The following is a 22,606-nucleotide window of genomic DNA, read 5'->3' as shown; positions in this document are numbered from 1 at the left end:
GAGGGCCTGTCCGGCGGATCTTGCCGGGCCCGCGACAACATCCGCCGGACAGGCCCTAGTGCCGGGTCCAGAGCGTGAGGTCGCTGCTGGTGGCCACCGCGAGGGTGCGGCCAGTGGGGGAGAAGCCGGCGGCACGGAACTCGGACCAGCTCGCGTGGAAGACGTGCCACCAGGCCGTGCCGTGCTCGCCGCTCCAGGGACCGGCCGTCAGCAGGACGCGGTGGCTCGGCCACTCCGGGGAGATCACCTCGACGCCCCAGCCGCCCGCGGCCCCGTTGTGCAGGCCGCCGCCCCACATCCCGGCCACCGGGATCCTGAGGTCCGCGACCGGGCCGATGCCGGGGCAGGAGAGGTCCGGACCGGTCGGGTCCTCCTCGGGGTCGTACTCGCGCTCCAGCTTCTCGCCGGTCACCGCGTCGAACAGGCCGTGCCCGCTGCTGGAGACCGTCAGCACCAGGTCGTGTCCGGTCTCCGGGTGGACGGCGAAGCCGATGCCCTGTAGCGCGCCGACCGGGATCAGGCCCCGGCCGACGGACCGCCAGGGCCTCGGCGGTGCCGTCACCTCGGTGGCGGCGGTGATCCGGTCGTGGAGCTGCTGCTGGAACGGGGTGAGGGCCATGCTGGTGATCATCCCATTCGGCTCGGGCTACTCGGACTCGGCCGGTCCCAGCCGCAACACCGCCAGCGCCCCGACCGCCGTGGTGACGGCGAGGCAGGCCCACAGCAACCCGGGCCCGGTGGCCAGCAATGCCGTCAGCACCGCCGGCGCCGCCGCCCGGCCGACCCCGCTGGACAGCTCCCAACGCGCCAGCGCCCGCCCGAGCAGGTGCGACGGGGCCGAGGCCGTCACCAGGGCCGTACCCGAGCCGCCGTAGAGGATCTCGCCCAGCGTGTACAGCACGGACACCACCGCGATGCCCGCCGCCCCCGGCGTACCGCCCAGCGACCCGGCCGCCCAGAACCCCAGGTAGGAGACCGCCAGCACCGCCCCCGCCGCCGCCAGCACGCCCCGCCGCGAGCGGTTCGCCAGCCGCAGCACCAGCGCCAGCTGCAGCGCGATCACCAGCACGGTGTTGCCCACGAACACCCCCGAGGACCAGGCCGGGGAGGCGTGCAGCTGCAGTACCAGCAGCGCGGGCAGGGCCACCTCCAGCACGTCGAAGCAGAAGGCGTACGGCAGATTGGCGAGGCTCAGCAGGGTGATCCGGCGCAGCGGCTCGTCCGTCGCCCCGGTGTTCCTCGCCCGCTCGGCGACCTTCTGCGGTGCCCGAACCCGCAGCGACCCCACCAGCACGGCGGCGACCAGGCAGGCCACGCCCGTCACCCCGGCCAGCACCCGGATCGCGTCCGCACCGCCCGCCACCGCCACCGTGGCCAGCAGTGCGCCCGCGCCCAGACCGGCGTTGCGCACCGACCGCCCGGCGGCCAGCGCGGCGTCCCGCAGCCGTCCCTCGGTCAGCGTGCTCACCACGGCGGCGTGGGTGGTCGGCCAGGACTGGCTGCCCACCCCGAACAGCACGGCCGCCAGCGTGAACAGCGCCAGCTCGTCAGCCGTGAGAAGGGTGAGCGCGCCCGCCGCCCGCAACACCAGCGTCACCGCGGCGGGCAGGGTGCGGGCGCCGCGGTCGATCCAACGACCGGTCAGCGGTACCACCAGCAGACCGGCCACCATCCCGGCCGACAGCGCCAACCCGACGGCCCCGGCACGCAGGTGCAGCACCTCGACGCCGAACAGCAGCAGGAACGGACGCAGCATCCCGCCGCCCACCGCGTCCACCGCCAGCGCCAGCGCGTACCGGGGACCACCGGCGGCCGTGATCAGGCTCAGCAGCGCGGACGGGCCACCGCGGCCGGTACCGATCGGAAGGGCGGGCCGCTCGCCGTTGCGGGCGGCGGCGTGGTCATGGACGGACTTCTCCTGGGTCACACTCATGGCCGGTACGGTCTGCCCTGGTGGGGGCGCCCGGCACGTCGATTGACGGTTAGCGTCAATCGACGCGGGTCGGGTTCAGGGACGGTGGCAGGATCTCGGGCGTGAGTGAGCGAAGCGAGCGAACCATCAAGAGGGGCGTGTGGGCGAATGCCCCTGCCGAGCGGTGGGGGTACCCCCGGCCGGAGGCTGGGGGAGAGGTGGGCGCATGAGTGTGACCATCGACATCACGGGCCTGCCCGAGGACCGCCTGCTCTTCTCGCCGTCCCCGCTCGCCGAGCTGAACGCCATGCTGCACGTGCTCGCCGAGCCCGCGCACCACCCCGCGCTGCACGGCTGGGTGAGCTGCACCGCCGCGACGATCCCGCCGGAGCTGTCCGAGCGGCTGCTGGAGGCCGACTTCCTCTGGCGCTCCTCGCGCGCCGACTTCCTCGTCCCCGGCCTGCCCGGCGCCACCCTCGCCGAGGAACTCGACGCCGTCGACCGGATCGACGACGAGCAGTTCGTCGCCGGTGCCCTCGTCACCACCTGCGGCGCCTCCCGGTTCACCCGCCCGATGGCCTCCCCGCTCACCGACGCCGTCGCCAACGAGCGGGCCCGCGACCTCGCCCTCGCCCGCGGCCCCCGGCAGGCCGCCTTCGCCGACCGACTGCTCGCCGACCCGCCCACCGTCCGGGCCCTGGTGCGGCGGATGCTGGAGGACTGCGAGTCCGCGTTCTTCGCCGACGCCTGGCGGCGCGTCCTGCCCGACCTCGCCGCCGACGCCCGGCGCAAGGCCGACCTGCTCGCCCGCCGCGGCCTCGCCGAGGCCGTCGGAGACCTCTCGCCCTCCGTCAGCCTCGACCAGGGCAGCGACGGGCGGCGACGGATCGTCATCGACAAGCTCCAGGACAGCACCACCAGCGGCACCGCCGCCGGGGGCGTCACCTTCATCCCCACCGTCTTCGGCCGCCCCCACCTGCTGGCCGTGTACGCCTACGGCTGGCGGCCCGTCCTCCAGTACCCCATCGCCGAGGCCGGGGTGGCCGAGCCCGTCTCGCTCGCCCTCGTCCAGCAGCGCCTGGAGGCCCTCGCCCACCCGATCCGGCTGCGCCTCGCCCGTACCATCGCCCGCGGCCCACACACCACCGGCGAACTCGCCACCGCCTGGCAGCTCAGCGCCCCCGAGGTCTCCCGCCACCTGGCCGTGCTGCGCAAGGCCGGGCTGCTCATCACCGAGCGGCGCGGAAGGTACATGCTCTACCAGCTCGACCTGGCAGGCAGCGCCCGGCTCGGCTCGGACTTCCTGGAGGCGCTGCTGCGGTGAGTCGTCGCGACGGGAACAGTCGTACCGACGGGAACCGGAGTTGCCCGGAACTCGTTCGTCCGATCATGACCGACGACGCTGCCGCTGCTGCCCTGCCCGGGATCCTCCGTTACGCCGCCTTCTCCACCCGCCCCGAGGGCGGAAATCCGGCCGGCGTGGTGCTCGACGCCACCGGACTGACCGACGAGCGGATGCTCGCGATCGCCGCCGAGCTCGGGTACTCCGAGACCGCCTTCCTCGCGGCGGGGGATCTCCAAGGCTCCTACGGCGTACGGTACTTCAGCCCGCTCGCCGAGGTTCCGTTCTGCGGTCACGCGACCGTCGCCTCCGCCGTGGCACTGGCCGAGCGGACCGGCCCCGGGCGGTACGTGTTCACGACGGCGGCCGGTGACGTCCCGGTCGAGGTCGAGCGCGGCACCGACGGCCTGCTGCGGGCGACCCTCACCAGCGTCGAGCCGAAGACCGAGGAGGTGTCGGAAGCCGACATCGCGGAGGCGCTCGCCCTGCTCGGCTGGTCGGCCGCCGACCTCGACCCGGCCCTGCCCCCGCGGATCGCCTACGCCGGCGCCCGGCACCTGGTCCTCGCCGCCGGCACCCGCTCCCGCCTGGCCCGACTCGACTACGACTTCGACGGGCTGGCCGCCTACATGCGCGCCCGCGACCTGACCACCCTGCAACTCGCCTGGCGCGAGGCCACCGAGGTCTTCCACGTCCGCGACCCCTTCCCGGTCGGCGGTGTCGTCGAGGACCCGGCCACCGGCGCCGCGGCCGCTGCCTTCGGCGCCTACCTGCGCGAGCAGGGCGCGGTGACCGCCCCGGTCGTGCTGACGCTGCACCAGGGCGAGGACCTCGGCCGCCCGGGCGTGCTGCGGGTCGAGCTGAGCGCGGAGGACACCCGGGTACGGGTCTCCGGCACGGCGGTGGCGATCCCGTAGAACGCGGCTTCGCGGTAGCCTCCGGCCGGTGACCACGCTCTTGGAATCCATGTTGTCCTTCGCGGCCACCGGCCGGATCGGCCCGCTCCGGCTCGGCATGCCGGGCTCGGAGGCGGACCGGCTGCTGGGCCTGGCCGGGCCTACGTCGTCGCCGTTCAAGGACGGCAGCCTGGAACTATGGGTCGGCCCCGACCGGACGGTGCGGCTGCTGGGCTTCGACTCGGTGGACGGCTGCTTCTCGCCCCCCTCCTGGCTGGGACCGGCGGCCGGGGAGCGGGTCGAAGACCTGAGCCGCGCGGCCGTGTTCGACGGACTCGGCAGGCTCGGCTGTGCCTGGGGCCACGACGAGGCGCTGACCTTCGACGATCAGGCCGCCGTCCTGACAGAGTCCGACGTCTCCGCGGTCTTCACGCGTCGTCAGTCGGCGGCGGACGGATGGGTGCTGCACAGCCTCTATGCGTCGGCGGGCGGCTGAACGGGCTCCTGTACCCACTAGTATGTACAGACGTGGGCGAGTGAATCAGTCCTGCCGACCGACGGAGAGGAAGCCGAGATGCCCTTTGTCCGGATCGACGCACTGCGAGCCGACGCCGCACGGCTGGACGCGCTCGGCCGCGCGGTGCACGAGGCCCTGATGGACACCATCGGCATCCCGCCGGAGGACAACTTCCAGGTGCTGGTCGGCCACGACGGCGCCAACAGCACGCTGCGCTACGGCGATTACCTCGGCGTGCACCGCGACGAGGGCATCGTCTACATCGCGATCACCCTGCGCGCCGGCCGGACCCCCGACCAGAAGCGGGCGTTGTACCGGCGGATCGCCGAACTCGCCGAGCAGTACGCGGGCACCGAGCCGCGGAACGTGTTCGTCACGCTCACCGAGAACGCGTCGATCGACTGGTCCCTCGGCAACGGCCTGGCCCAGTACGCCCCGTCCGCCGCTCCGAAGCGCTAGAGGGGGAGCACCATGCCCTCCTCGGCCGCGACCACCTCGCCCGCGAAGCCGCTCGCGGCCTCCGCCGCCCACCGGGTGCGGTCGCTGCCGGGCCAGAAGTGGGTGAGGAGCAGGCGCTTCGCGCGGGCGCGGGTGGCCCAGGCTCCGGCTTCGGCGGTGCTCAGCAGGAGGGGGTCGCGGTCCGGGCCGTGGAGGGTGGCTCCGGCGATGAACAGGTCGGCGTCTGCGGCGAGTTGGGTAAGTTCCTCGGCTGGTCCGGCGTCGCCGCTGTAGACGAGGGTGAGGCCCGGCGCGGTCAACCGCACGCCCGCGTGCGGGACATGATGCGGCAACAGTGCGGAGTCGAGCCGGAACGACCCGAGTTGGTGGCTTCCGGCGGGGAGCGGGTGGAGGTCGAAGACGTCGAGGAGGTCCTCGGTCGGTTCCATCGCCTGCACCCGGGCGAGCACCCCGGGCGGGCAGTACAGCGGCAGCCGGGCGCCGCGCTGCTCCGCGAAGTAGCGGGCACGGCACAGCGCGCTGAGGTCCGCGCAGTGGTCGGGGTGCTCGTGGGTGATCACCACGGCGTCCAACTGCTCGGCACCGCAGTGCTCCTGCAGCCGGGGGAAGGTCGCATAACCGAGGTCCAGTGCCACCCGGAACCCGTCGTACTCCACCAGGAAGCCGCTGGCACCCCGCCCGGCCTCGGGCCAGGCGCCACACGTTCCCAGTATCGTCAGTCTGCGCACCGGCCGATGATCTCACGTGCCCGCAGGCGTCGGTCGCGCCGGAAAATCGTTCGCGTCCGGATGCCCCGGTGGGTGAAGCTGCCCGGATGCAGCGAGCGAACAGTCGGTCCGTGACGGTCGATCTCACCTACGGGAACGAGTGCTTCGGACAGTTGGGCCCGTTCGAGGTGGAGCTCGGCTGGTGGTCCTCCGTCGACGGGGTGGTCACCCGGGCGACCGAGCTGGCCGGGGTGCCGGTGCTCGTGGCGCGGCTGGTCGACGGGCACAGTGAGGACCCGGGCCACGGCGGCCTGGTCCGCTACCACGCCGAGGCGGTGCGGCGGCCGACGGCACTCGACTCCCGCCCCCTGGACGGCGAAACGGCCGCACTGATCGCCCCCGACCCACTGCGCGCGGCCTGGGCGACGCCGGAGGGCCTGCGGGAGGCCCTGGCCTGGGCGGAGGCGGAGCTGGCGGCGCTCGGTCGCCCAACTGTCGGCCCTGCGCAGCAGATCCGGACCTGGAACCTCTCCGGTCTCGTCCGTCTCCCGACCGCTGGCGGCACCGACGTGTGGCTGAAGAGCACCACCCCGGCCTTCAACGCCCGTGAGGGCGAGGTCATCGCGCTGCTCGACGGCGTCGACCCGTCCCTCGTCCCGACCGTCCTCGCCGCAGACCCGGCGGGCGGACGGCTGATGCTCGACCACGTCCCCGGCGAGGACTGCTGGAGCCCGTCCGCCGCCATTGTCGCCGACGTCGTCCCCCGCCTGGTGGCCGCCCAGGCGACACTCGCCGACCGCCGAGCCGCCCTCGCCGGTCTGCGCGACCGTACGCCCGGCGCGCTGCTCGCGCAGCTGAGGACGCTGCTGGAGCGGCTCCCCACCGAGACCGACCTGACGCCCGAGGAACTGGATCGCCTCCGCGCCTTCGCCGCCGAGAACCTCCCCGAGCTGCTGGACCGGCTGGCTGCCTGCGGCCTCCCGGAGACCCTGGTGCACGGCGACTTCCACCCCGGCAACTGGCGCTCCGACGGTACGACTTCGGTCGTCGTCGACTACGCCGACGCCTGCCTCGGCCACCCCGCCCTGGACGGCCTGCGCCCCCGCGCCTACCTCACCCCTGCGGCCTGGCAGCACCATTCCCGGGTCTGGACGAACGCCTGGCAGCAGCACGCCCCCGGCTCGGACCCGCACCGGGCACTGGAACTCGCCGAGCCCCTCTACCACCTGTCCTACGCGCTGCGCTACCAGGAGTTCCTGGATCACATCGAGCCCAGCGAACGCCCCTACCACGAGGGCGACCCAGCCGCGCAGCTGCGTGCCGTCCTGGAGTGGGCGCAGAGCAGCTAAGGCCTGATCGGCAGGCCGCGCAGTTCCCCGACGCGCAGAAGTCGTGCGAAGAGGAGGAACAGCAGCGCCATCGCGATGCCGCCCGCGGCCAGCGGGACGGCCGGTATCCAGGAGGTCGGTGCCGGGCCGTGGCTGCAGGCGCGGGCGATGAGCCAGCCGGCGGTCCCGGCTCCGGCGGCGGCCGTGGTCAGCTTGGCGTAGGTGCGGCAGATCCGCCTGCCGTCGAGGAGTCCCCCGGTGCGGCGCCGGAGTCGCAGGGCTGTGAGGAACAGGCCGATGGCGTAGGACAGGGCGTAGGCGGCGGCCATCCCGGTGACCGCCCACCGGGGGGACAGCAGTTGATGGCAGGCGACGGCCAGAGCGATGTTGATGCCGCTGATCCACAGCGCCATGCGGAACGGCGTGCGGGTGTCCTCGAAGGCGTAGAAGCCGCGCAGCAGGAGGTACTGGGCTGAGAACGGGATCAGCCCCAGGCCGAAGGCCTGCAGCATGTGGCCCAGGGGGACGGTTGCTGCGGCGTCGGCGGCTCCGTGGGCGAACAGCAGCTGCGCGACCTGCGGGCCGAAGGCGGCGAAGAAGAACGCCGCCGGGACGATGATGACGCCGCTGACCCGGAGCGCCTGGGAGAGATCGGCGCGCAGGTCGTGGAGACGGTGCTCGGCGACCGCCCGGCTCATCCGCGGGAGGAGCACGGTGATGAGGGAGACCGTGACGATCGACTGGGGGAGCATCCAGATCTGCTGGGCGTAGCTGTAGGCGGTGTAGCCGACCCCGTCGGTGGGCAGGGCGGCGTCCGCGGCGGAGGCCAGGCGGGTGACCACGGTGCTCGCCACGAGGTTGGCCAGGACGTACAGCAGGGTCCAGCGCGCCGCGCTCACGCTTTTGCGCAGGCCGGTGCCCCGCCAGTCGAAGCGCGGTCGCAGGCAGAAGCCGGCCGCGCGAGCGTACGGGATCAGGGCGAGTGCCTGGAGGGCCAGGGCGAGCGTGGTTCCGATGCCGAGCAGCCGGACCTGGGCACCGGTGATGTCCGAGACCTTTGCCGGGGCCGTCATCATGCCGAGGTACAGGCCGAACATCGTGATCAGCACGATGTTGTTCAGGACCGGGGTCCACATCATCGCCCCGAACCGGTTCCGGGCGTTGAGGGTCTGTCCGAAGATGCTGAACACGCCGTAGAAGAATATCTGCGGGAGCAGGAAGCGGGCGAAGACCACGGTCAGCTCGAACGCGTCGTGGGTGGCGGGGGTGTCGTGTTGGTAGATGCCGATGATCTCGGGAGCGGCCAAGGTGGCCAGCGCGCTGCCGACGCCCAGAACGCACAGCACGAGGGTGACCAGGCGCTGTTCGAAGGCGGCCCCGCCGTCGGGATCCTCTGTTCGGGCCCGGACCAGTTGGGGGACCAGGACGGAGTTCAGCGCGCCGCCGATCAGCAGGAAGTACAGGCTGGTGGGCACCGTGTTGGCCTGGTTGTAGGTGGTGGCCAGCAGCCCGGTGCCCAGTGCCGCGGCCTGGAGCACCTGGCGGATCAGTCCGGTGGCGCGCGAGACCACCGTCCCGGCGGCCATCAGCGCGGACGACCGCAGCACGCCACCGGCGGCGGCCCGCGCGGGGGCGGCATGGCGCCTGCGTGGCACCGTCGATCGCGCTGACTTCTCGGGTGATGTCTCCTCGGTCATGGGCACAATCTACGATTCGAAACCCCGTCGGCTCATGGGGATTTGGATCTTCGACGTACGGACTCCGGCGGGTCGGGCGTCGGGAAGCCGTGGTCGACCCCGGCATAGACCAGCGAGGTGGAACGTACGAGCCGAGGGCCCGGGCCGGAGCTGCCGGTGCAGCAGCTGGAGTGCTTCGCCGTTCTGGTGGACCAGCCGCAGTTCGGGCGGACGGCGGAGGTGCTCAGGCTCATTGATCGCCGGGAAAGCCCCGGTGCCGCCTGCCACCGCAGTCGCAGCAGGCGGCACCGGGTGGTCCGTCACTCCGCCGGGGCGATCCGGTACCCGCCGCGCGCCGAGTGGAGGGCCAGCGCCTCGACCGGGCAGAACTCGACCGCCTCGGCCAGCCCGTCCGTCAACTCCGCGCCGCTGACGGCGTATTCGGCCACCGGCTGGGCTCGGCCGTCGGCGTCCAGGACCAGCGAGCCGGGGGCACTCAGCGCGCACATCCCGGAGCCGATGCACCGGTTCCGGTCGACGCGGACCACCACGGCCCCGGCCCCCGCGGAGCCCGTCACCAGGCGACCTGCAGCGAGTTGGGGCTGCGGGTGAGCAGCCCGCGCCGCCAGTCGATTCCCTCGACCGGGTCGGCCATCCGCAGCGCGGGCAGCCGGCGGGCCAGCCGGTGCAGGGCGAGTTCGAGCTCCATCCGGGCCAGCCAGGCGCCCAGGCAGTGGTGCGGGCCGGCACCGAAGGTGAGCATCGGCGCGGCCAGCGGGGAGAACAGTTCGGTGCTCAGATCCCCGGTGTAGACGGCCGGGTCCTGGTTGGCGGCGTTGGCGTCGGCGGCCACCACGCTGCCGGCCGGGATCACCACCCCGCCGATCTCCACGTCCTCCACCGTGCGGCGCAGCAGCCCGGGCGTGTGCTCGCGGGCGTCGCCGAGCGGGACGGCGCGCAGGATCTGCTCGGTCGCGGCGGCGGCGCTGGCCTCGTCGGAGGCGAGCCGCTGCCAGGCCTCGCGGCCGTCCTCCAGCAGGTAGACCAGGGCGTTGCCGAGGCTGGTCATGGTGGTCTCGTGCCCGGCCACCACCAGGCCGATGACCAGCGCGATCAGCTGCCCCTCGGTGATCGAGCCGTCCTCGGCTGCGGCCGCGAGCAGGCTGCTGACCAGGTCCTCGCCGGGGGCGGCGCGGCGCTCGGCGATCACCTCGGTGCCGAAGGCGGCGAACTCGGTCATCGCGGTGCCGATCGCCTCGGCGGTGTAGGCGGTGGCGGACAGCGCGTGGTCGCTCCAGTGTGCGAGCCGTTTGCTGTCGAGGTTGTCCAGGCCCATCAGACGGCTGATCACCGCGACCGGCAGCGGACGGGTGTAGGCGGCAACGATGTCGGCGGGGGAGCCGTGCTCGATCAGCTCGTCGATCAGCGACTCGACCACCGAGGCCACCCAGGGCTTCCAGTGGGCGATCGCGCGCGGGGTGAACGCCCGCTGCACGGTGCGGCGCAGCCGCTGGTGCTCGGTGCCGTCGATGTTCAGCATGCTCTGCGGGTCGTCCAGGATGTTCGGCGTGACCGTGACCGGCGGGGCGTCCGGCGCGTAGAGCGGGGCGCGGCCCAGCCGCGGGTCGGTGAGCACCTGCCGTACGTCGGCATGCCGACTGACCAGCCAGACCGGGGTGCCGGTGGGCAGCGCGGCGAGCCGCGGCGGGCCGGCTTCCAGATGGCGCAGGCAGTGCAGCGGGGGGAGCGGGGCGGTGCCGGTGCCGGCACCGGTCGCACTGTTCTCGGTGGACATCCGTACTCCAGACTCCAGGTCAGCGGGCCGCGCGGGGCGGTCCGACGGGGGGTGATCCGGGATCGTGCGGGGGACTGGCGGTTCGGCCGGGGCGGCTCGACTCGGGGCCGGGGTGCGGGCGGACGGCCGGATCCTCGGGGCCTCAGGACCTCAAGGCCTCAGGACCGGGGTCCGGGTGGACCGGCGACGCAGCCCGCGCAGGGGCGCGGCCCGTGCGCGGGGTGGCGCGAAACGTACGGGGCGTACGGTCGGTACGCGCCCGGCACGGGCGGCGCGCGGTGGCGTGCCGTCAGGTGGGGCGGGTGTGCTGAGCGTGGTCGCGTGGACCGCTTCTGCTACGACCGTACGTGGGCGGCGGGGCACCCGTCTGCGGCACTTCCGGCCAACGGCAGTGCTTTCCGGGCAGTTCGTTGCCCGCTGACGGGCGCTCAGCGCCACTTACACGCCCCCTGTGCCGAGCTGCGCCGGGGCGGGCATCGCGTGAGACGTGGTCAGGCGGCGGACATGCGCCTGGCACATGCGGTGAGCCGGATCACCCGAGCCGGTCCGTCGGTGGCCGACCGGCTGGGCGCTACGCTTCGTGGGCAGAGCTACTGGAGTCCTTACAATTCCTCTGCAGTCGTTTGTCGCAGGTCACGCCGGTGCAGAGCCGCACCGGCCGACGGAGGTGGATTCGGATGCCCCAGCAGGTCAAGGCAGTCATCGCGCGCGCCAAGGGCGCGCCCGTGGAGGTGACCACGATCGTGGTGCCGGACCCGGGGCCGGGCGAGGCGGTGGTCCGGATCCAGGCCTGCGGGGTCTGCCACACCGATCTCCACTACCGCGAGGGCGGCATCAACGACGAGTTCCCGTTCCTGCTCGGCCACGAGGCCGCGGGCATCGTGGAGTCGGTCGGTGAGGGCGTCACCGAGGTCGAGCCCGGTGACTTCGTCGTCCTCAACTGGCGCGCGGTGTGCGGCCAGTGCCGCGCCTGCAAGCGCGGCCGCCCGCAGTACTGCTTCAACACCCACAACGCCAGGCAGAAGATGACGCTGCTGGACGGCACCGAGCTGTCCCCGGCGCTGGGCATCGGCGCGTTCGCCGAGAAGACCCTGGTCGCCGCCGGCCAGTGCACCAAGGTCGACCCGGCCGCCGAGCCGGCCGTCGCCGGCCTGCTGGGCTGCGGCGTGATGGCGGGCATCGGCGCCGCGATCAACACCGGCAACGTCGGCCGGGGCGACTCGGTCGCCGTGATCGGCTGCGGTGGCGTCGGCGGCGCGGCCGTGCTGGGCTCCCGGCTGGCGGGCGCGGCGAAGATCATCGCCGTCGACATCGACGACCGCAAGCTGGAGACGGCCCGTACGCTCGGTGCCACCCACACCGTCAACTCCCGCACCACCGACCCGGTCGAGGCGATCCGCGAGCTGACCGGCGGCAACGGCGCGGACGTGGTGGTGGAGGCGGTCGGCCGCCCCGAGACCTACCAGCAGGCCTTCTACGCCCGGGACCTGGCCGGCACCGTCGTCCTGGTCGGCGTCCCCACCCCGGAGATGACCCTGGAGCTGCCGCTGCTGGACGTCTTCGGCCGCGGCGGCGCGCTGAAGTCCTCCTGGTACGGGGACTGCCTGCCGTCCCGCGACTTCCCGATGCTGATCGACCTCTACCTCCAGGGCCGCCTGGACCTCGGCGCCTTCGTCTCCGAGACCATCGAACTCGACGGGGTGGAACAGGCCTTCGACCGCATGCACCAGGGCGACGTCCTCCGCTCGGTGGTGATCCTGTGACCTCCGCCCGTATCGACCGGCTGGTCACCGCCGGGACCTTCGAGCTCGACGGCGGCAGCTGGGAGGTGGAGAACAACGTCTGGATCGTCGGCGACGACCAGGAGGCGGTGGTGATCGACGCCGCGCACGACGTCGGGGCGATCGAGGCGGCGCTCGGTGGGCGGCGGCTGTTGGCGATCGTCTCCACCCACGCGCACAACGACCACATCGACGCCGCCCCGGCCCTCGCCGCGCGCACCGGTGCGCCGATCCTGCTGCACCCGGACGACCTGCCGCTGTGGAAGCTCACCCACCCCGAGCGGCTCCCGGACGGCGAACTCACCGACGGGCAGCGGATCGAGGTGGCCGGCACCGTGCTGACCGTGCTGCACACCCCGGGCCACGCGCCGGGCGCGGTCTGCCTGTACGCGCCCGAGCTGGGCACCGTGTTCACCGGCGACACCCTGTTCCACGGCGGCCCGGGCGCGACCGGCCGCTCGTTCTCGCACTTCCCGACCATCATCGCGTCGATCCGCGAGCGGCTGCTGTCGCTCCCGGCCGAGACGGTGGTGCGCACCGGCCACGGCGACCCGACCACGATCGGCGCCGAGGCCCCGGCCCTGCCGGAGTGGATCGCGCGCGGGCACTGAAGCCGGATCGGTGCGGAAGCCGGATCGGCACGGAAACCGGATCGGTGCGGCCCCCGGGAAGTTGATCGTTTCCCGGGGGCCGTACGATCGCGATCATGGCCCATGACCCGCGCGACCTCGACGAAGCCTTCCGCGCCTTCTGGCGCGAGCGGCACATCTCCACCCTGACCACCACCCGCCCGGACGGCTCGCCGCACGTGGTGCCGGTCGGCGTGACGTTCGAGCCGGAGACGGGCATCGCCCGGGTGATCACCAGCCGCACCAGCCGCAAGGCCCGCAACGTGGCGGCCGCCGGGCCGGAGGGCCTGCGGGTGGCCGTCTGCCAGGTGGACCGGGCCCGCTGGTCCACCCTGGAGGGCGTCGCGGTGCTGCGGGACCAGCCCGAGCAGGTCGCCGACGCGGAGCGGCGCTACGCCGAGCGCTACCGCACGCCCCGGGAGAACCCGGACCGGGTGGTCATCGAGATCACCGTGGAGCGTGTCCTCGGCCGCGCCTGAGCATTCCCGAGGGGATCACTCCGCGAGCGCCGGGGCGATCCGGCGCAGCACGGAGGGCCAGCCCTGCCCCGTGCCCTGGTGGGCCTGCCGGCCATCGGGGTGTCCTGGTCGAACCCCGCGTGCTCCAGCAGCAGCCGCGTCCCGTGCCCCTCGGGCACCAGCCGCCAGGTGACGGTGGTGTCCAGCGACCGCTCGGCGAAGCTGTACTTCAGCAGCCGCTCCACCTTCACCTCGACGACCTCGCAGGGCTGCTGCCCCCACGCCCCCATGTCCAGCGTGAACCGGTGCCCCACCACCGCCTTCACGTCCCCGGCGGCCCACCACCGCGCGTGCAGCTCCGGATCGGTCAGCGCCTCCCACACCCGCGCCGGCGGGTACGGCAGGAACTCGTCGCAGTGGATCGCGGCCTTCTCGGTCATGGAATCTCCTCGTCCAGGAGCTCGCGCAGCGAACGCATCCGCTGCCTCCAATACTGCTCAAACGGATGGAGCCACTCCTCGACCTCGGCGAGCGGCCCGGGCTCCAGGTGGTAGTACCGATGCCGCCCGCGCGGCTCCTCGCGCACCAGCCCCGCGCCCCTGAGCACCGCCAGGTGCCCGGAGACCGCGGGCCTGCTGAGCTCGAAGTCCCCGGCCAGCTCCCCGGCCGCTCGCGGCCCTTTCTGGAGGCTTTCAAGAAGCTTCCGTCGCAGGGGATTGGCCAGCGCGCTGAAGACATCGACATCCGCCATGCCTCCACCATGTGTCGGAGACCCCCGACATGTCACAGCAGGACAACCACCGAGTCCCCGACCGGACGGGGTCCTTCTCCCGGCCGCTCATCGGCAGTAGCCGCAGCGCGGCGAAGGCGTTTTTCAGGGGTCGTCCGCTGCCGGCTCGCTCAGGCAGGAGGAGCGGCGCAGCGGCGAGGTCTGCTGGAGCCACCGGAGCGCTCGCCCGAGTCGGGTCGGAGCCCGCATGGACCAGTACGCCACGCAAGACGGGTTGGAGTTGCGACGTGGATCGAGTACCCGCAGGCTGTTTATCTGGTGTGCGGCCGTGATGACGCGAAGAAGGGATCAGGCTGCAGAACCATGTGCGCCCGGTCGACCCTCCCGAACGTCGGTCTGGGTGACGTCGTGTGCCGTCGTACGGGCCGGTATCCCGGTGAGTGCCCGTCGTGCATTCTCCAACGGCCGCCTCAGCGCAGAAAGCGGTGGACGGGAACCGGCTTCGTCATTCCCGTCGCTTCGCAAACCCCGTCGGACTCCGCGGCAGATGTCCTCTCGGCGGCGTGCGCCACGGACTCCCCTCTCGATCCGCAGTCTCCGCTGACCGCCTGGTCCGCAGCGGCCCAAGTGATGCATCCGAATGGTCCAGGCATTCGATATGGCCGCCGGTTGCCACAGCCTGCCACCAGCGAGAAGGAGCCACCGAACATGAACGGAAAGCAGAAGACACTCGCAATCCTGACGGGAACCGTGCTGGCGGCCGGACTCACCAGCCCGGCCTCCGGGGCCGCCGCCCCCGGCGCTCCGTCCCCGACCACGAGCGCCGCCGCTGCGGGGTCCGGGACGTCGGTCGTGGAGTGGAACCGCGAGCTCATCACGATCCTGAGCGATCCCAAGGCGCAGCCGCCCACCGTCCACCCCACGCGCAGCTTCGCGCTCCTCCAGGCCGCCGAGTACGACGCGGTGGCATCGATCTCCCGGACCGATCCCCCCTACCTGTTCTCGGTGTCGGCGCCGCGAGGCGCCCGTGCGGACGTCGCAGCGGACCAGGCGGCCCACGACGTACTGGTCGCGCTGTACCCGGCCGAGCGCGCAAGCGTGGACCAGCAGCTGAGCAGTCAGTTGTCCGCGATCACCGACGGCGCCGACAAACAGACGGGCATCGCCGTGGGAGCAGCTGTCGCCGGCAGGCTGATCAGCCTGCGGTCCGATGACGGGTCCTCGGCCACGCCACCGCCGTTCACCCCGGGCACCGCCCCCGGCGACTACCGGCTCACACCGCCCGACTTCCCCGCACCGGTGTTCACCAACTGGGGCTCGGTCAAACCTTTCATGCTGACGAGCGGGAGCCAGTTCCGCCCGGCGGCGCCGCCGGCCGTGGGCACCGCCGAGTACGCCGCCGCTCTGAACGAGGTCAAGAGCCTGGGGAGCAAGACCAGTACCACCCGTACCGCCGATCAGACCGCGGCCGCGACGTTCTGGGCGGCAGCACCCGTCTGGAACGTCTGGAACCAGGTCGCGCAGGACCTCGTCACCTCCCAGAACGCGAGCCTGGAGCAGGCGGTGAAGGTCTTCGCCCGGCTCGACCTGTCCCTCGCCGACACCGCGATCGCGATGTACGACGCCAAGTACGCCTACCACGTCTGGCGGCCCGTCACCGCCATCCAGCTCGGCGACACGCACTACAACCCGGGCATCGTCGGCGATTCCAACTGGACCCCCCTCCTGCCGACCGCCCCGGACCCGACCTACCCCGGCGCCCACGGCGCTCTCAGCCAGGCCGCGGCAACGACACTCGCCGGGTTCTACGGCGCACAGCACCAGCTCACGGTGACCTCGAAGGGCGTCAGCCGAACCTTCGCCAGCTTCCAGGACGCCGCCACCGAAGCGTGGCTCAGTCGGATCTGGTCCGGCCAGCACACCTCCCTCGACAACGGCGCCGGTCAGAAACTCGGCACGCAGGTGGCCGATTTCGTGGCACAGCATCTCTGACCGCCCGCACCCGCACGGCGTGAACGCCCCGTGATGAGCAGCCGGCTGTACCCGACGTGTCGGGTACAGCCGGCTCCTCGTAGCGCAGGCGCCGAAGGGATCTGCGGGGTTGGTCGGCGCGCTGAAGACATCGACGCCCGCCATGGCTCCCCCATGCGTCGGAAATCGCCGACATGTCGACTTCTCCCGACGCTTCTTCCGGTCGCCGCGGCCTGCGGCGGGACCGCCCTCGCGCTGGTTCGGCCGTGGGCCCTAGGCTGGACGGCATGGGTGTGCCCGCGACGACTCTCGGCGGTACGGCGGCCGATGCGGTGGGCCTGGAGGCGCTGGTGCGGCTGCTGGCCGGGCGCGGTGTCGTGGTGCTCAGCGGTGCGGGGCTGTCGACGGAGTCGGGCATCCCCGACTACCGGGGCGAGACCGGCAGCCAGCGGCGCGGGTCGCCGATGACGTACCAGGAGTTCACCGGCAGCGAGGCGGCCCGGCGCCGGTACTGGGCGCGCAGCCACGTCGGCTGGCGCACGATCGCGCGGGCCGAGCCGAACGCCGGGCACCGTGCGGTGGAGCAGCTGCGGCGCTCGGGCCATGTGTCGGCGGTGATCACCCAGAACGTGGACGGCCTGCACCGTGCGGCCGGTACGCGGACGGCGGTGGAGCTGCACGGCGGGCTGCACCGGGTGGTCTGCCTGGGGTGTCGGTGCGGCAGCTGGCGCGTGGAGCTGGACCGGCGGCTGGAGGCGCTGAACGCCGGCTTCCGGGCGGCGTCGGTCCGGGTCAACCCCGACGGGGACGCCGAACTGCCGCAGGCGCTGCTGGACGGCTTCCGGGTCGCCCCCTGTACGGCCTGCGGGGGAGTGCTCAAGCCGGACGTGGTCTTCTTCGGCGAGACCGTGCCCAAGCCTCGGGTCCGGCGCTGCTACGAACTCGTCGACGCCGCCCAGGCGTTGGTGGTCCTCGGCTCGTCGCTCACGGTCATGTCCGGTCTGCGCTTCGTCCGCCACGCCGCCCGGGCGGGCACGCCCGTGGTGATCGTCAACCAGGGCGCCACCCGTGGGGACGACCTGGCCGAGGCCAGGGTCGGCCTGCCGCTGGGCGCGGTGCTGACCGAGGTCGCCCGGCGGGTCAGGGCCGGGTCCCCGCCAGCCTGAGCAGGGCGGCCTTGAGGGCGCCGACGAACGCCTCGTGAGCGGCCTCGTCGACCAGGTCGAGGGAGAGGTAGGGGTTGAGGTCCTCCAACTCGACGAGGAGGAGTTCGCCCTCGGGGGTGCGGCAGGCGTCCACCCGCTGGATGCCGTGCTCGACGGTGTTCCACGCGATGAAGCGGTGGGCGAACTCCAGGTCGGCGGCGGTGGGCTCGTACCGTTCGAGGCGCCAGCGCTGCTCGGGGTCGGGGGCGTGCAGGGCGTACTGGTAGGCGTCGTCGACGAAGTAGAAGGAGACCTCGTAGGCGAAGCGGATCAGCGGCTGGACCAGGACACCGTCGTACGTCAGGGCGTCGAGCTGGTCGCGGGACACGATCCGCAGGCCGATCGAGTCGGCGCCGAGCTTCGGCTTGACGACGTATTCGGGGACGACGGGCAGACGGGCGAGGTCCTCGGCCCGGTCGACGGTGGGGATGACCGGGTACCCGGCGGCGCTCAGGTCGAGCAGGTACTGCTTGCCCGCCATGTCGGCGCGACCGGTCAGCTGGGTGTAGACACGGGTGCCGCGTTCGAGCGCGGCGCTGCGGAAGGCCTCGTACTCAGCACGGTAGTTGAGTACCGGGCCGCTGTTGCGGACGAGGACCACGTCGAAGGCGTCCATCAGCGCGACGGCGTCGAGCGGGTGGCACAGCGCGACGTCGAAGTCCTCGCGCAGGCGGGCGGAGAGCCGGATGTCCTCGTCGCAGTACCGGCGGCCCCGGGCCTGGTAGGCCAGGTCGGTGACGAGCAGGAGTCCGGGCTTGGCGGCGGGCATGTCGTCTCCTGGAGATCATCTGTCCCGCTCAGCCTACTACGACCGCTTTTGTCGAGAGTCGGCCGCATGTTGGCCGCAGCCCGACCGGACTTGCCATGCCGTACCCGTGAGTTGGCTAGACTGCGCGGGCCTGACGGGATCACAGATAAAGGGGCAGCGGATGAGCGCGGACGAGACCTGGATGACGGCCGCCGGACCGGGGATGTCCGGCGAACCGGCCGTCCCGCACATACGCCAGGACATCCCGCACAGCGCCCGGATGTACGACTACTTCCTCGGCGGCAAGGACAACTTCGCCGTCGACCGCGAAGCCGCCGAACGGGTGCTGACCGTCTTCCCCACCATGCGCATCGCCGTCCAGGCCAACCGCACCTTCATGCACCGCGCCACCCGGGCCCTGGCCCGGCGCGGCCTGCGCCAGTGGCTGGACATCGGCACCGGCATCCCCACCTCGCCGAACCTCCACGAGGTCGCCCAGAGCGTGGAGCCGGGCGCCCGCGTGGTCTACGCCGACAACGACCCCGTCGTCCTGGCCCACTCCCGCGCACTGATGACCAGCACCCCCCAGGGCCGCACCGCCTACGTCCACGGCGACGTCCGCGACCCGGCCTCGATCCTGGCCACCGCCGAGGTGGCGCGGACCCTCGACCTGGACCGGCCCGTGGTCCTCTCGATGGTGGCGCTGCTCCACTTCGTCCCCGACCTGGACGACGCCCACGCCATCGTCAAGCACCTTCTGGACCCGCTGCCGCCGGGCTCCGTCCTGGTCCTCTCCCACGCCACCGCCGAACTCGACCCGCCCGGTGCCACCAAGGTCGAGGAGATCTACAACCAGGCCGGCACCTCCCTGCGGCTGCGCCCCAAGGCGGAGTTCGCCACCTTCTTCGAGGGCCTCGACCTGCTCGATCCCGGTATCGTCCCCGCCCACCGCTGGCACCCCGACGAGACGGACGACCCCGCCGGGCTGCTTCCGGCCGACGTCACGGACGCCCAGGTCTCCTTCTACGCGGGTGTCGCCGTCAAGCCGTAGCGCGATTTCCCCGTCCGACTCCGGCCGAATTGACCTGCTGGTAGGTCAGATTCCTCGTACATCTGCGCGTTCGGGATCAGAGGGCGGATCGCGCCTTCGACCCGGCCGTGGCCGGAGGCGGTGCACGGGCTGCTCGCGACGCAGGGGGCGGAGGTCGCCCGGCTGCTGGGGGCCGCCGTCGTGGCCCTCGCGGCGATGCCGCGCTGAGTGGTGCGCGCTGAATGGTGACGGTCCGCGAGCCGCGGTACCCCCGTTGCCGCGGCTCGCGGACCAGCGGACGGGCGGTGCCGGGGCACCGTCCGTCGGTCCGGCGGATCAGTTGCTCTCGTTGATGCAACTGCCCGTGTACGTACCGCCGTTGGCGCTGCTGAAACCGCACCACCAGCCAGCGGCGACATAGCCGTACGGCGTGTAGGCGACGGTGTACCAGGTGCCGCCGGCCGCGTGGAAGCTCGTTCCGGTCACGACGGCGCCGGACGGGCTCGTGATCTGGATGTCGGCCCAGGTGCTCGCACCGTAGTAGGTGGCGTTCTCCATGGTGCTGACGTAGTAGCCACCGCCGTTGACGACGAAGCAGACCTTCGGGTCGACGCCGTCGCACGTGGTGGCCGAGGTGGGCCGGGTGATGTCGTCGGCGGTCGACGGGCTGCCGGCGACCTGCGGCCGGTCGGTCGACCGGTAGACGGTGAGCACCCCGTCAGCGGTCCTGACCTCCTTGACCGGCACGGCGCCGGGGTAGGCCGGGGCGGCCGCCGAAGCGTCCACCGTGCCGCCCGTACCGAGCACCGCGAGGGCGACGGCGACCACTGCGGTCCGGGCCGGACCCCTGGTCGGGCGCGAAGCGACCCTGCCGGCGTTCATGAGTTCCTCCTCGGGCGGATCCGTTCGGCGCTCATCCTCGCGGCGGCGCGGCGGGTCGCCCATGACGTTGACCTGACGTTGGCCTGACACTTGGGCCTGCCGCCCGCTACGCTCATTCGCGATCCGGGGTCGGACGGGTGGGGCGACGACACGGTTCGCAGGGGATCCGGGGGTATGTGTGGGGGCTGCTGTTTTCGCCGCGCTGTTGCGGGAGCGACGCCTGGCGGCGGGGTGGAGCCAGGACGAGCTCGCGGAGCGCTCGGGGGTGTCGGCGCGATCGATCAGCGCCCTGGAGGCGGGCGGGCGCCGCCCGCGGATGTCCTCGGTGGTCCGGCTCGCCGAGGCTCTCGGTGTGGACCCGGACACCCGTACCCGGTGGCTGACGGCGGCCCGGGACACGGGCCCGCATCGCTCGGTGGACGCTTCCGAGGAGGCCCCGGCGCCCGGAGGCGGTGCCGTCGTCTCCCCGCCGCTCCTTCCCGTCGTGTCGTCCGGCCCGTCCGGCCCGTCCGGCCCGTCCGGGCCGCAGCAACTGCCCATGGCCGTCCGGCACTTCACCGGTCGTGCCCGTGAGCTCCAGGTACTCGACGAGCTGTTGGCCGACGTGACCCCAGGCTGCGGAGCGGTCGTGATCTCGGCGATCGCCGGCACCGCGGGCGTGGGCAAGACCACGTTGGCCGTGCACTTCGCCCACCGGGTGGCCGACCGCTACCCCGACGGCCAGCTCTTCGCCAACCTGCGCGGGTTCGACCCCGCCCGGGACCCGGTCGACGCCGCCGACGTGGCGCGCGGCTTCCTGGACGCGCTGGGCGTTCCGGCCCTTCGTGTCCCCGCCGACCCGGACGGGCGGCTCGCGCTCCTGCGCAGCCGGCTGGCCGGCACCCGGACACTGATCGTCCTCGACAACGCCCGTGAGGCGGAACAGGTCCGTCCACTGCTGCCCGGCTCGAACACCTGCCTGGTCGTGGTCACCAGCAGGAACCGGCTGCCCGGGCTGGTCGCGCTGGACGGCGCCGTCCCGCTGACCCTGGACGTGCTCTCCCGAGCGGAGGCGCGCGAACTGCTCGCCCGCCGCCTGGGCCGAGGGCTCGTCGAGGAGCAGCAGGACGCGGCCGACGAGCTGATCGAGCTGTGCGCCCGGCTGCCGCTGGCCCTGAACATCGCCGCCGCCCGGGCGGCCGAGCACCCCGGCACCCCGCTCGACGTGTGGGCACGCGAACTGCGTGACTCCCGCGTGCGCCTGGACCTCCTGTCGGCAGGCGACAGCCACGCCGACGTCCGGGTGGTGCTCTCCTGGTCCTACCGCGCGCTGGCTCCGCAGGCGGCCCGGCTGTTCCGGCTGCTCGGCCTGCACCCGGGCCCGTACGTCAGCACGGCGGCGGCCGCGAGCCTCGCGGGCCTGCCGTTGTCCGAGACCCGCGCTCTGCTGGAGGACCTGCACCGCGCCCATCTGATCACCGCGCCGGAGCGGGGCCGGTACACCTTCCACGACCTGCTGCGGGCGTACGCCGCCGAGCAGGCGGAGGCCCTGGAACCCCCACAGGGGCAGGCCGAGGCGATGGTGCGGATGCTCGACCACTACCTCCACACCGCACACCGGGCCGGCTGCCTCGCCTACGCCGACGACGCCTCCTGGCAGTCGCTCGACCTCGCGGAACCGGCCGCCGGGGTGGCACCTGAGGACCTCACCGACCGTCGGCAGGCGCTCGACTGGTACCGGGAGGAGCAGCCAGCGCTGGAGCGGATCGTCGACCTGGCGCACCGGACGGGGGCCGACGTCCATGCCTGGCAGCTCGTCGGCGCGCAGGTGGCCTATCTGCTCAAGTCCGGGCTGTGGCAGCAGTGGCAGCGGGCGAGTGAGACCGCGCTGGCCGCCGCCGAGCGCACCGGGGACCTCGGTCGGCAGGCCCATGCCCACCGCTGGCTCGGCCAGGTGCACCGCTCCCAGGGCCGCCAGCCCCAGGCGCAGCGCGAACTACGCCTGGCCCTCGACCTGTTCGACGAGCTCGGGGACCGGCCGCGTCAGGGCAGGGCCCAGCTCGACCTCGCCATCGCCCACGGCGAGGAACACGCCAACGTCGAGGCGGTGGCCGAGTCCCGTCGGGCCCTGGAGCTGTTCCGGGCCATGGGCGACCCCTCCGGGCAGGCCCTCGCGCTCAACAGCATCGGCTGGTACCTGGCGCAGCAGGGCGAGCTCAGGGAGGCGCTCCCTTACTGCCGCAGCGCACTGGCACTGGCCCAGGACGCCGGGAACCTCCCCGGCCAGTCCTCCATCTGGGACAGCATCGGCTTCATCCACCACCACCTCGGTGAGTACCACGAGGCGCTCCCCGCCTACCACGAGTCACTGCGGCTGCGTCAGGCGGTCGGCGACTACTTCCTCCAGGCCGACATCCACACCCACATCGGCGACACCCACCTCGCCCTCGGGGACGTCGCGGCCGCCCTAGGAGCGTGGGTCAGTAACGAGCAAGCGGCTCCGCTCCCGTCACCGACGGATCGGTCGCGGCGGCCTCGGCGGGGCCTGTGTGGGGTTCGGG

The 22,606-nt window shown here is 72.8% G+C and carries 22 protein-coding genes; 12 read left to right on the top strand and 10 right to left on the bottom strand.

The annotated features are described in order from the left end of the window. Positions 1 to 55: 55 nt before the first annotated feature. The gene (locus ACWC9T_RS32875; RefSeq protein ID WP_449824706.1) at positions 56 to 619 is read right to left on the bottom strand and encodes a hypothetical protein; all 564 of its coding nucleotides are present in this window, start codon (positions 617 to 619) and stop codon (positions 56 to 58) included. Between the two features lie 27 nt (positions 620 to 646). Continuing rightward, a complete protein-coding gene (locus ACWC9T_RS32870) occupies positions 647 to 1,933 on the bottom strand; it encodes an MFS transporter (RefSeq protein ID WP_449824705.1) in 1,287 nt (428 codons plus the stop codon). Between the two features lie 205 nt (positions 1,934 to 2,138). On the opposite strand from ACWC9T_RS32870, the gene ACWC9T_RS32865 reads away from it, so the two are divergent. The 4 genes from ACWC9T_RS32865 to ACWC9T_RS32850 all read left to right on the top strand — a co-directional run bounded on the left by ACWC9T_RS32865 (position 2,139) and on the right by ACWC9T_RS32850 (position 5,126). Continuing rightward, complete coding sequence (locus ACWC9T_RS32865) at positions 2,139 to 3,236, top strand: DUF5937 family protein (protein ID WP_449824704.1); 1,098 nt, start codon at positions 2,139 to 2,141, stop codon at positions 3,234 to 3,236. Between the two features lie 65 nt (positions 3,237 to 3,301). Continuing rightward, the gene (locus ACWC9T_RS32860) at positions 3,302 to 4,171 is read left to right on the top strand and encodes a PhzF family phenazine biosynthesis protein (RefSeq protein ID WP_449824703.1); all 870 of its coding nucleotides are present in this window, start codon (positions 3,302 to 3,304) and stop codon (positions 4,169 to 4,171) included. A gap of 28 nt (positions 4,172 to 4,199) precedes the next feature. Next, positions 4,200 to 4,646, top strand: a complete 447-nt coding sequence (locus ACWC9T_RS32855; protein WP_449824702.1) for a hypothetical protein — start codon at positions 4,200 to 4,202, stop codon at positions 4,644 to 4,646. Between the two features lie 78 nt (positions 4,647 to 4,724). Next, the gene (locus ACWC9T_RS32850; RefSeq protein ID WP_449824701.1) at positions 4,725 to 5,126 is read left to right on the top strand and encodes a tautomerase family protein; all 402 of its coding nucleotides are present in this window, start codon (positions 4,725 to 4,727) and stop codon (positions 5,124 to 5,126) included. Here the strand turns inward: ACWC9T_RS32850 and ACWC9T_RS32845 are convergent. After that, on the bottom strand, positions 5,123 to 5,854 hold the full coding sequence (locus ACWC9T_RS32845; RefSeq protein ID WP_449824700.1) for an MBL fold metallo-hydrolase: 732 nt from the start codon (positions 5,852 to 5,854) through the stop codon (positions 5,123 to 5,125). The two genes, ACWC9T_RS32850 and ACWC9T_RS32845, sit on opposite strands and share 4 nt — an antisense overlap. A gap of 110 nt (positions 5,855 to 5,964) precedes the next feature. Between ACWC9T_RS32845 and ACWC9T_RS32840 the strand changes: the two genes are divergently transcribed. Further along, positions 5,965 to 7,182: a phosphotransferase family protein gene (locus tag ACWC9T_RS32840; protein ID WP_449824699.1), complete on the top strand. Its 1,218-nt coding sequence runs from the start codon at positions 5,965 to 5,967 to the stop codon at positions 7,180 to 7,182. Here the strand turns inward: ACWC9T_RS32840 and murJ are convergent. The 3 genes from murJ to ACWC9T_RS32825 all read right to left on the bottom strand — a co-directional run bounded on the left by murJ (position 7,179) and on the right by ACWC9T_RS32825 (position 10,632). Next, positions 7,179 to 8,858, bottom strand: a complete 1,680-nt coding sequence (gene murJ / locus ACWC9T_RS32835) for a murein biosynthesis integral membrane protein MurJ (protein ID WP_449824698.1) — start codon at positions 8,856 to 8,858, stop codon at positions 7,179 to 7,181. The genes ACWC9T_RS32840 and murJ overlap by 4 nt on opposite strands. 299 nt (positions 8,859 to 9,157) lie before the next feature. Next, positions 9,158 to 9,415 (bottom strand): ferredoxin, encoded by a 258-nt coding sequence (locus ACWC9T_RS32830; RefSeq protein WP_449824697.1) that lies wholly within the window; start codon positions 9,413 to 9,415, stop codon positions 9,158 to 9,160. Continuing rightward, a complete protein-coding gene (locus tag ACWC9T_RS32825) occupies positions 9,412 to 10,632 on the bottom strand; it encodes a cytochrome P450 (RefSeq protein WP_449824696.1) in 1,221 nt (406 codons plus the stop codon). Before ACWC9T_RS32825 ends, ACWC9T_RS32830 begins: the two co-directional genes overlap by 4 nt. 677 nt (positions 10,633 to 11,309) lie before the next feature. On the opposite strand from ACWC9T_RS32825, the gene ACWC9T_RS32820 reads away from it, so the two are divergent. The 3 genes from ACWC9T_RS32820 to ACWC9T_RS32810 all read left to right on the top strand — a co-directional run bounded on the left by ACWC9T_RS32820 (position 11,310) and on the right by ACWC9T_RS32810 (position 13,521). After that, positions 11,310 to 12,395, top strand: a complete 1,086-nt coding sequence (locus ACWC9T_RS32820; RefSeq protein ID WP_449824695.1) for an S-(hydroxymethyl)mycothiol dehydrogenase — start codon at positions 11,310 to 11,312, stop codon at positions 12,393 to 12,395. Then, positions 12,392 to 13,024, top strand: coding sequence for an MBL fold metallo-hydrolase (locus ACWC9T_RS32815; protein ID WP_449824694.1), 633 nt, complete (start codon positions 12,392 to 12,394; stop codon positions 13,022 to 13,024). Before ACWC9T_RS32820 ends, ACWC9T_RS32815 begins: the two co-directional genes overlap by 4 nt. A 95-nt stretch (positions 13,025 to 13,119) precedes the next feature. After that, positions 13,120 to 13,521, top strand: coding sequence for a pyridoxamine 5'-phosphate oxidase family protein (locus ACWC9T_RS32810; protein WP_449824693.1), 402 nt, complete (start codon positions 13,120 to 13,122; stop codon positions 13,519 to 13,521). Here the strand turns inward: ACWC9T_RS32810 and ACWC9T_RS32805 are convergent. Further along, on the bottom strand, positions 13,446 to 13,940 hold the full coding sequence (locus ACWC9T_RS32805) for an SRPBCC family protein (RefSeq protein WP_449824692.1): 495 nt from the start codon (positions 13,938 to 13,940) through the stop codon (positions 13,446 to 13,448). The genes ACWC9T_RS32810 and ACWC9T_RS32805 overlap by 76 nt on opposite strands. Further along, positions 13,937 to 14,251, bottom strand: coding sequence for an ArsR/SmtB family transcription factor (locus ACWC9T_RS32800; RefSeq protein WP_449824691.1), 315 nt, complete (start codon positions 14,249 to 14,251; stop codon positions 13,937 to 13,939). The genes ACWC9T_RS32805 and ACWC9T_RS32800 overlap by 4 nt, the downstream gene beginning before the upstream one ends. Positions 14,252 to 14,938: 687 nt before the next feature. Here ACWC9T_RS32800 and ACWC9T_RS32795 point away from each other — a divergent pair. Beyond that, complete coding sequence (locus ACWC9T_RS32795) at positions 14,939 to 16,222, top strand: vanadium-dependent haloperoxidase (protein WP_449824690.1); 1,284 nt, start codon at positions 14,939 to 14,941, stop codon at positions 16,220 to 16,222. A gap of 266 nt (positions 16,223 to 16,488) precedes the next feature. Further along, a complete protein-coding gene (locus ACWC9T_RS32790) occupies positions 16,489 to 17,367 on the top strand; it encodes an NAD-dependent protein deacetylase (RefSeq protein ID WP_449824689.1) in 879 nt (292 codons plus the stop codon). Here the strand turns inward: ACWC9T_RS32790 and ACWC9T_RS32785 are convergent. Further along, complete coding sequence (locus ACWC9T_RS32785; RefSeq protein ID WP_449824688.1) at positions 17,342 to 18,175, bottom strand: hypothetical protein; 834 nt, start codon at positions 18,173 to 18,175, stop codon at positions 17,342 to 17,344. The genes ACWC9T_RS32790 and ACWC9T_RS32785 overlap by 26 nt on opposite strands. 202 nt (positions 18,176 to 18,377) lie before the next feature. Between ACWC9T_RS32785 and ACWC9T_RS32780 the strand changes: the two genes are divergently transcribed. Then, positions 18,378 to 19,205 (top strand): SAM-dependent methyltransferase, encoded by an 828-nt coding sequence (locus tag ACWC9T_RS32780; RefSeq protein WP_449824713.1) that lies wholly within the window; start codon positions 18,378 to 18,380, stop codon positions 19,203 to 19,205. A gap of 315 nt (positions 19,206 to 19,520) precedes the next feature. On the opposite strand, the gene ACWC9T_RS32775 is transcribed toward ACWC9T_RS32780, so the two are convergent. Next, positions 19,521 to 20,066, bottom strand: a complete 546-nt coding sequence (locus ACWC9T_RS32775; RefSeq protein ID WP_449824687.1) for a hypothetical protein — start codon at positions 20,064 to 20,066, stop codon at positions 19,521 to 19,523. Between the two features lie 178 nt (positions 20,067 to 20,244). Here ACWC9T_RS32775 and ACWC9T_RS32770 point away from each other — a divergent pair. Continuing rightward, a partial coding sequence (locus ACWC9T_RS32770; RefSeq protein WP_449824686.1) for an ATP-binding protein occupies positions 20,245 to 22,606 on the top strand: 2,362 nt, incomplete at its 3' end.

Source organism: Kitasatospora sp. NPDC001159 (assembly GCF_053598235.1).
This window is presented reverse-complemented; position numbering and strand designations above follow the sequence as displayed.

Bases quoted from the DNA above. Each gene is read 5' to 3' on its own strand.
- ACWC9T_RS32875 (WP_449824706.1), bottom strand. From the start codon at position 619: ATGGCCCTCACCCCGTTCCAGCAGCAGCTCCACGACCGGATCACCGCC.
- ACWC9T_RS32870 (WP_449824705.1), bottom strand. From the start codon at position 1,933: ATGAGTGTGACCCAGGAGAAGTCCGTCCATGACCACGCCGCCGCCCGC.
- ACWC9T_RS32865 (WP_449824704.1), top strand. From the start codon at position 2,139: ATGAGTGTGACCATCGACATCACGGGCCTGCCCGAGGACCGCCTGCTC.
- ACWC9T_RS32860 (WP_449824703.1), top strand. From the start codon at position 3,302: ATGACCGACGACGCTGCCGCTGCTGCCCTGCCCGGGATCCTCCGTTAC.
- ACWC9T_RS32850 (WP_449824701.1), top strand. From the start codon at position 4,725: ATGCCCTTTGTCCGGATCGACGCACTGCGAGCCGACGCCGCACGGCTG.
- murJ (WP_449824698.1), bottom strand. From the start codon at position 8,858: ATGACCGAGGAGACATCACCCGAGAAGTCAGCGCGATCGACGGTGCCA.
- ACWC9T_RS32825 (WP_449824696.1), bottom strand. From the start codon at position 10,632: ATGTCCACCGAGAACAGTGCGACCGGTGCCGGCACCGGCACCGCCCCG.
- ACWC9T_RS32820 (WP_449824695.1), top strand. From the start codon at position 11,310: ATGCCCCAGCAGGTCAAGGCAGTCATCGCGCGCGCCAAGGGCGCGCCC.
- ACWC9T_RS32810 (WP_449824693.1), top strand. From the start codon at position 13,120: ATGGCCCATGACCCGCGCGACCTCGACGAAGCCTTCCGCGCCTTCTGG.
- ACWC9T_RS32805 (WP_449824692.1), bottom strand. From the start codon at position 13,940: ATGACCGAGAAGGCCGCGATCCACTGCGACGAGTTCCTGCCGTACCCG.
- ACWC9T_RS32800 (WP_449824691.1), bottom strand. From the start codon at position 14,251: ATGGCGGATGTCGATGTCTTCAGCGCGCTGGCCAATCCCCTGCGACGG.
- ACWC9T_RS32795 (WP_449824690.1), top strand. From the start codon at position 14,939: ATGAACGGAAAGCAGAAGACACTCGCAATCCTGACGGGAACCGTGCTG.
- ACWC9T_RS32790 (WP_449824689.1), top strand. From the start codon at position 16,489: ATGGGTGTGCCCGCGACGACTCTCGGCGGTACGGCGGCCGATGCGGTG.
- ACWC9T_RS32785 (WP_449824688.1), bottom strand. From the start codon at position 18,175: ATGCCCGCCGCCAAGCCCGGACTCCTGCTCGTCACCGACCTGGCCTAC.
- ACWC9T_RS32780 (WP_449824713.1), top strand. From the start codon at position 18,378: ATGTCCGGCGAACCGGCCGTCCCGCACATACGCCAGGACATCCCGCAC.
- ACWC9T_RS32775 (WP_449824687.1), bottom strand. From the start codon at position 20,066: ATGAACGCCGGCAGGGTCGCTTCGCGCCCGACCAGGGGTCCGGCCCGG.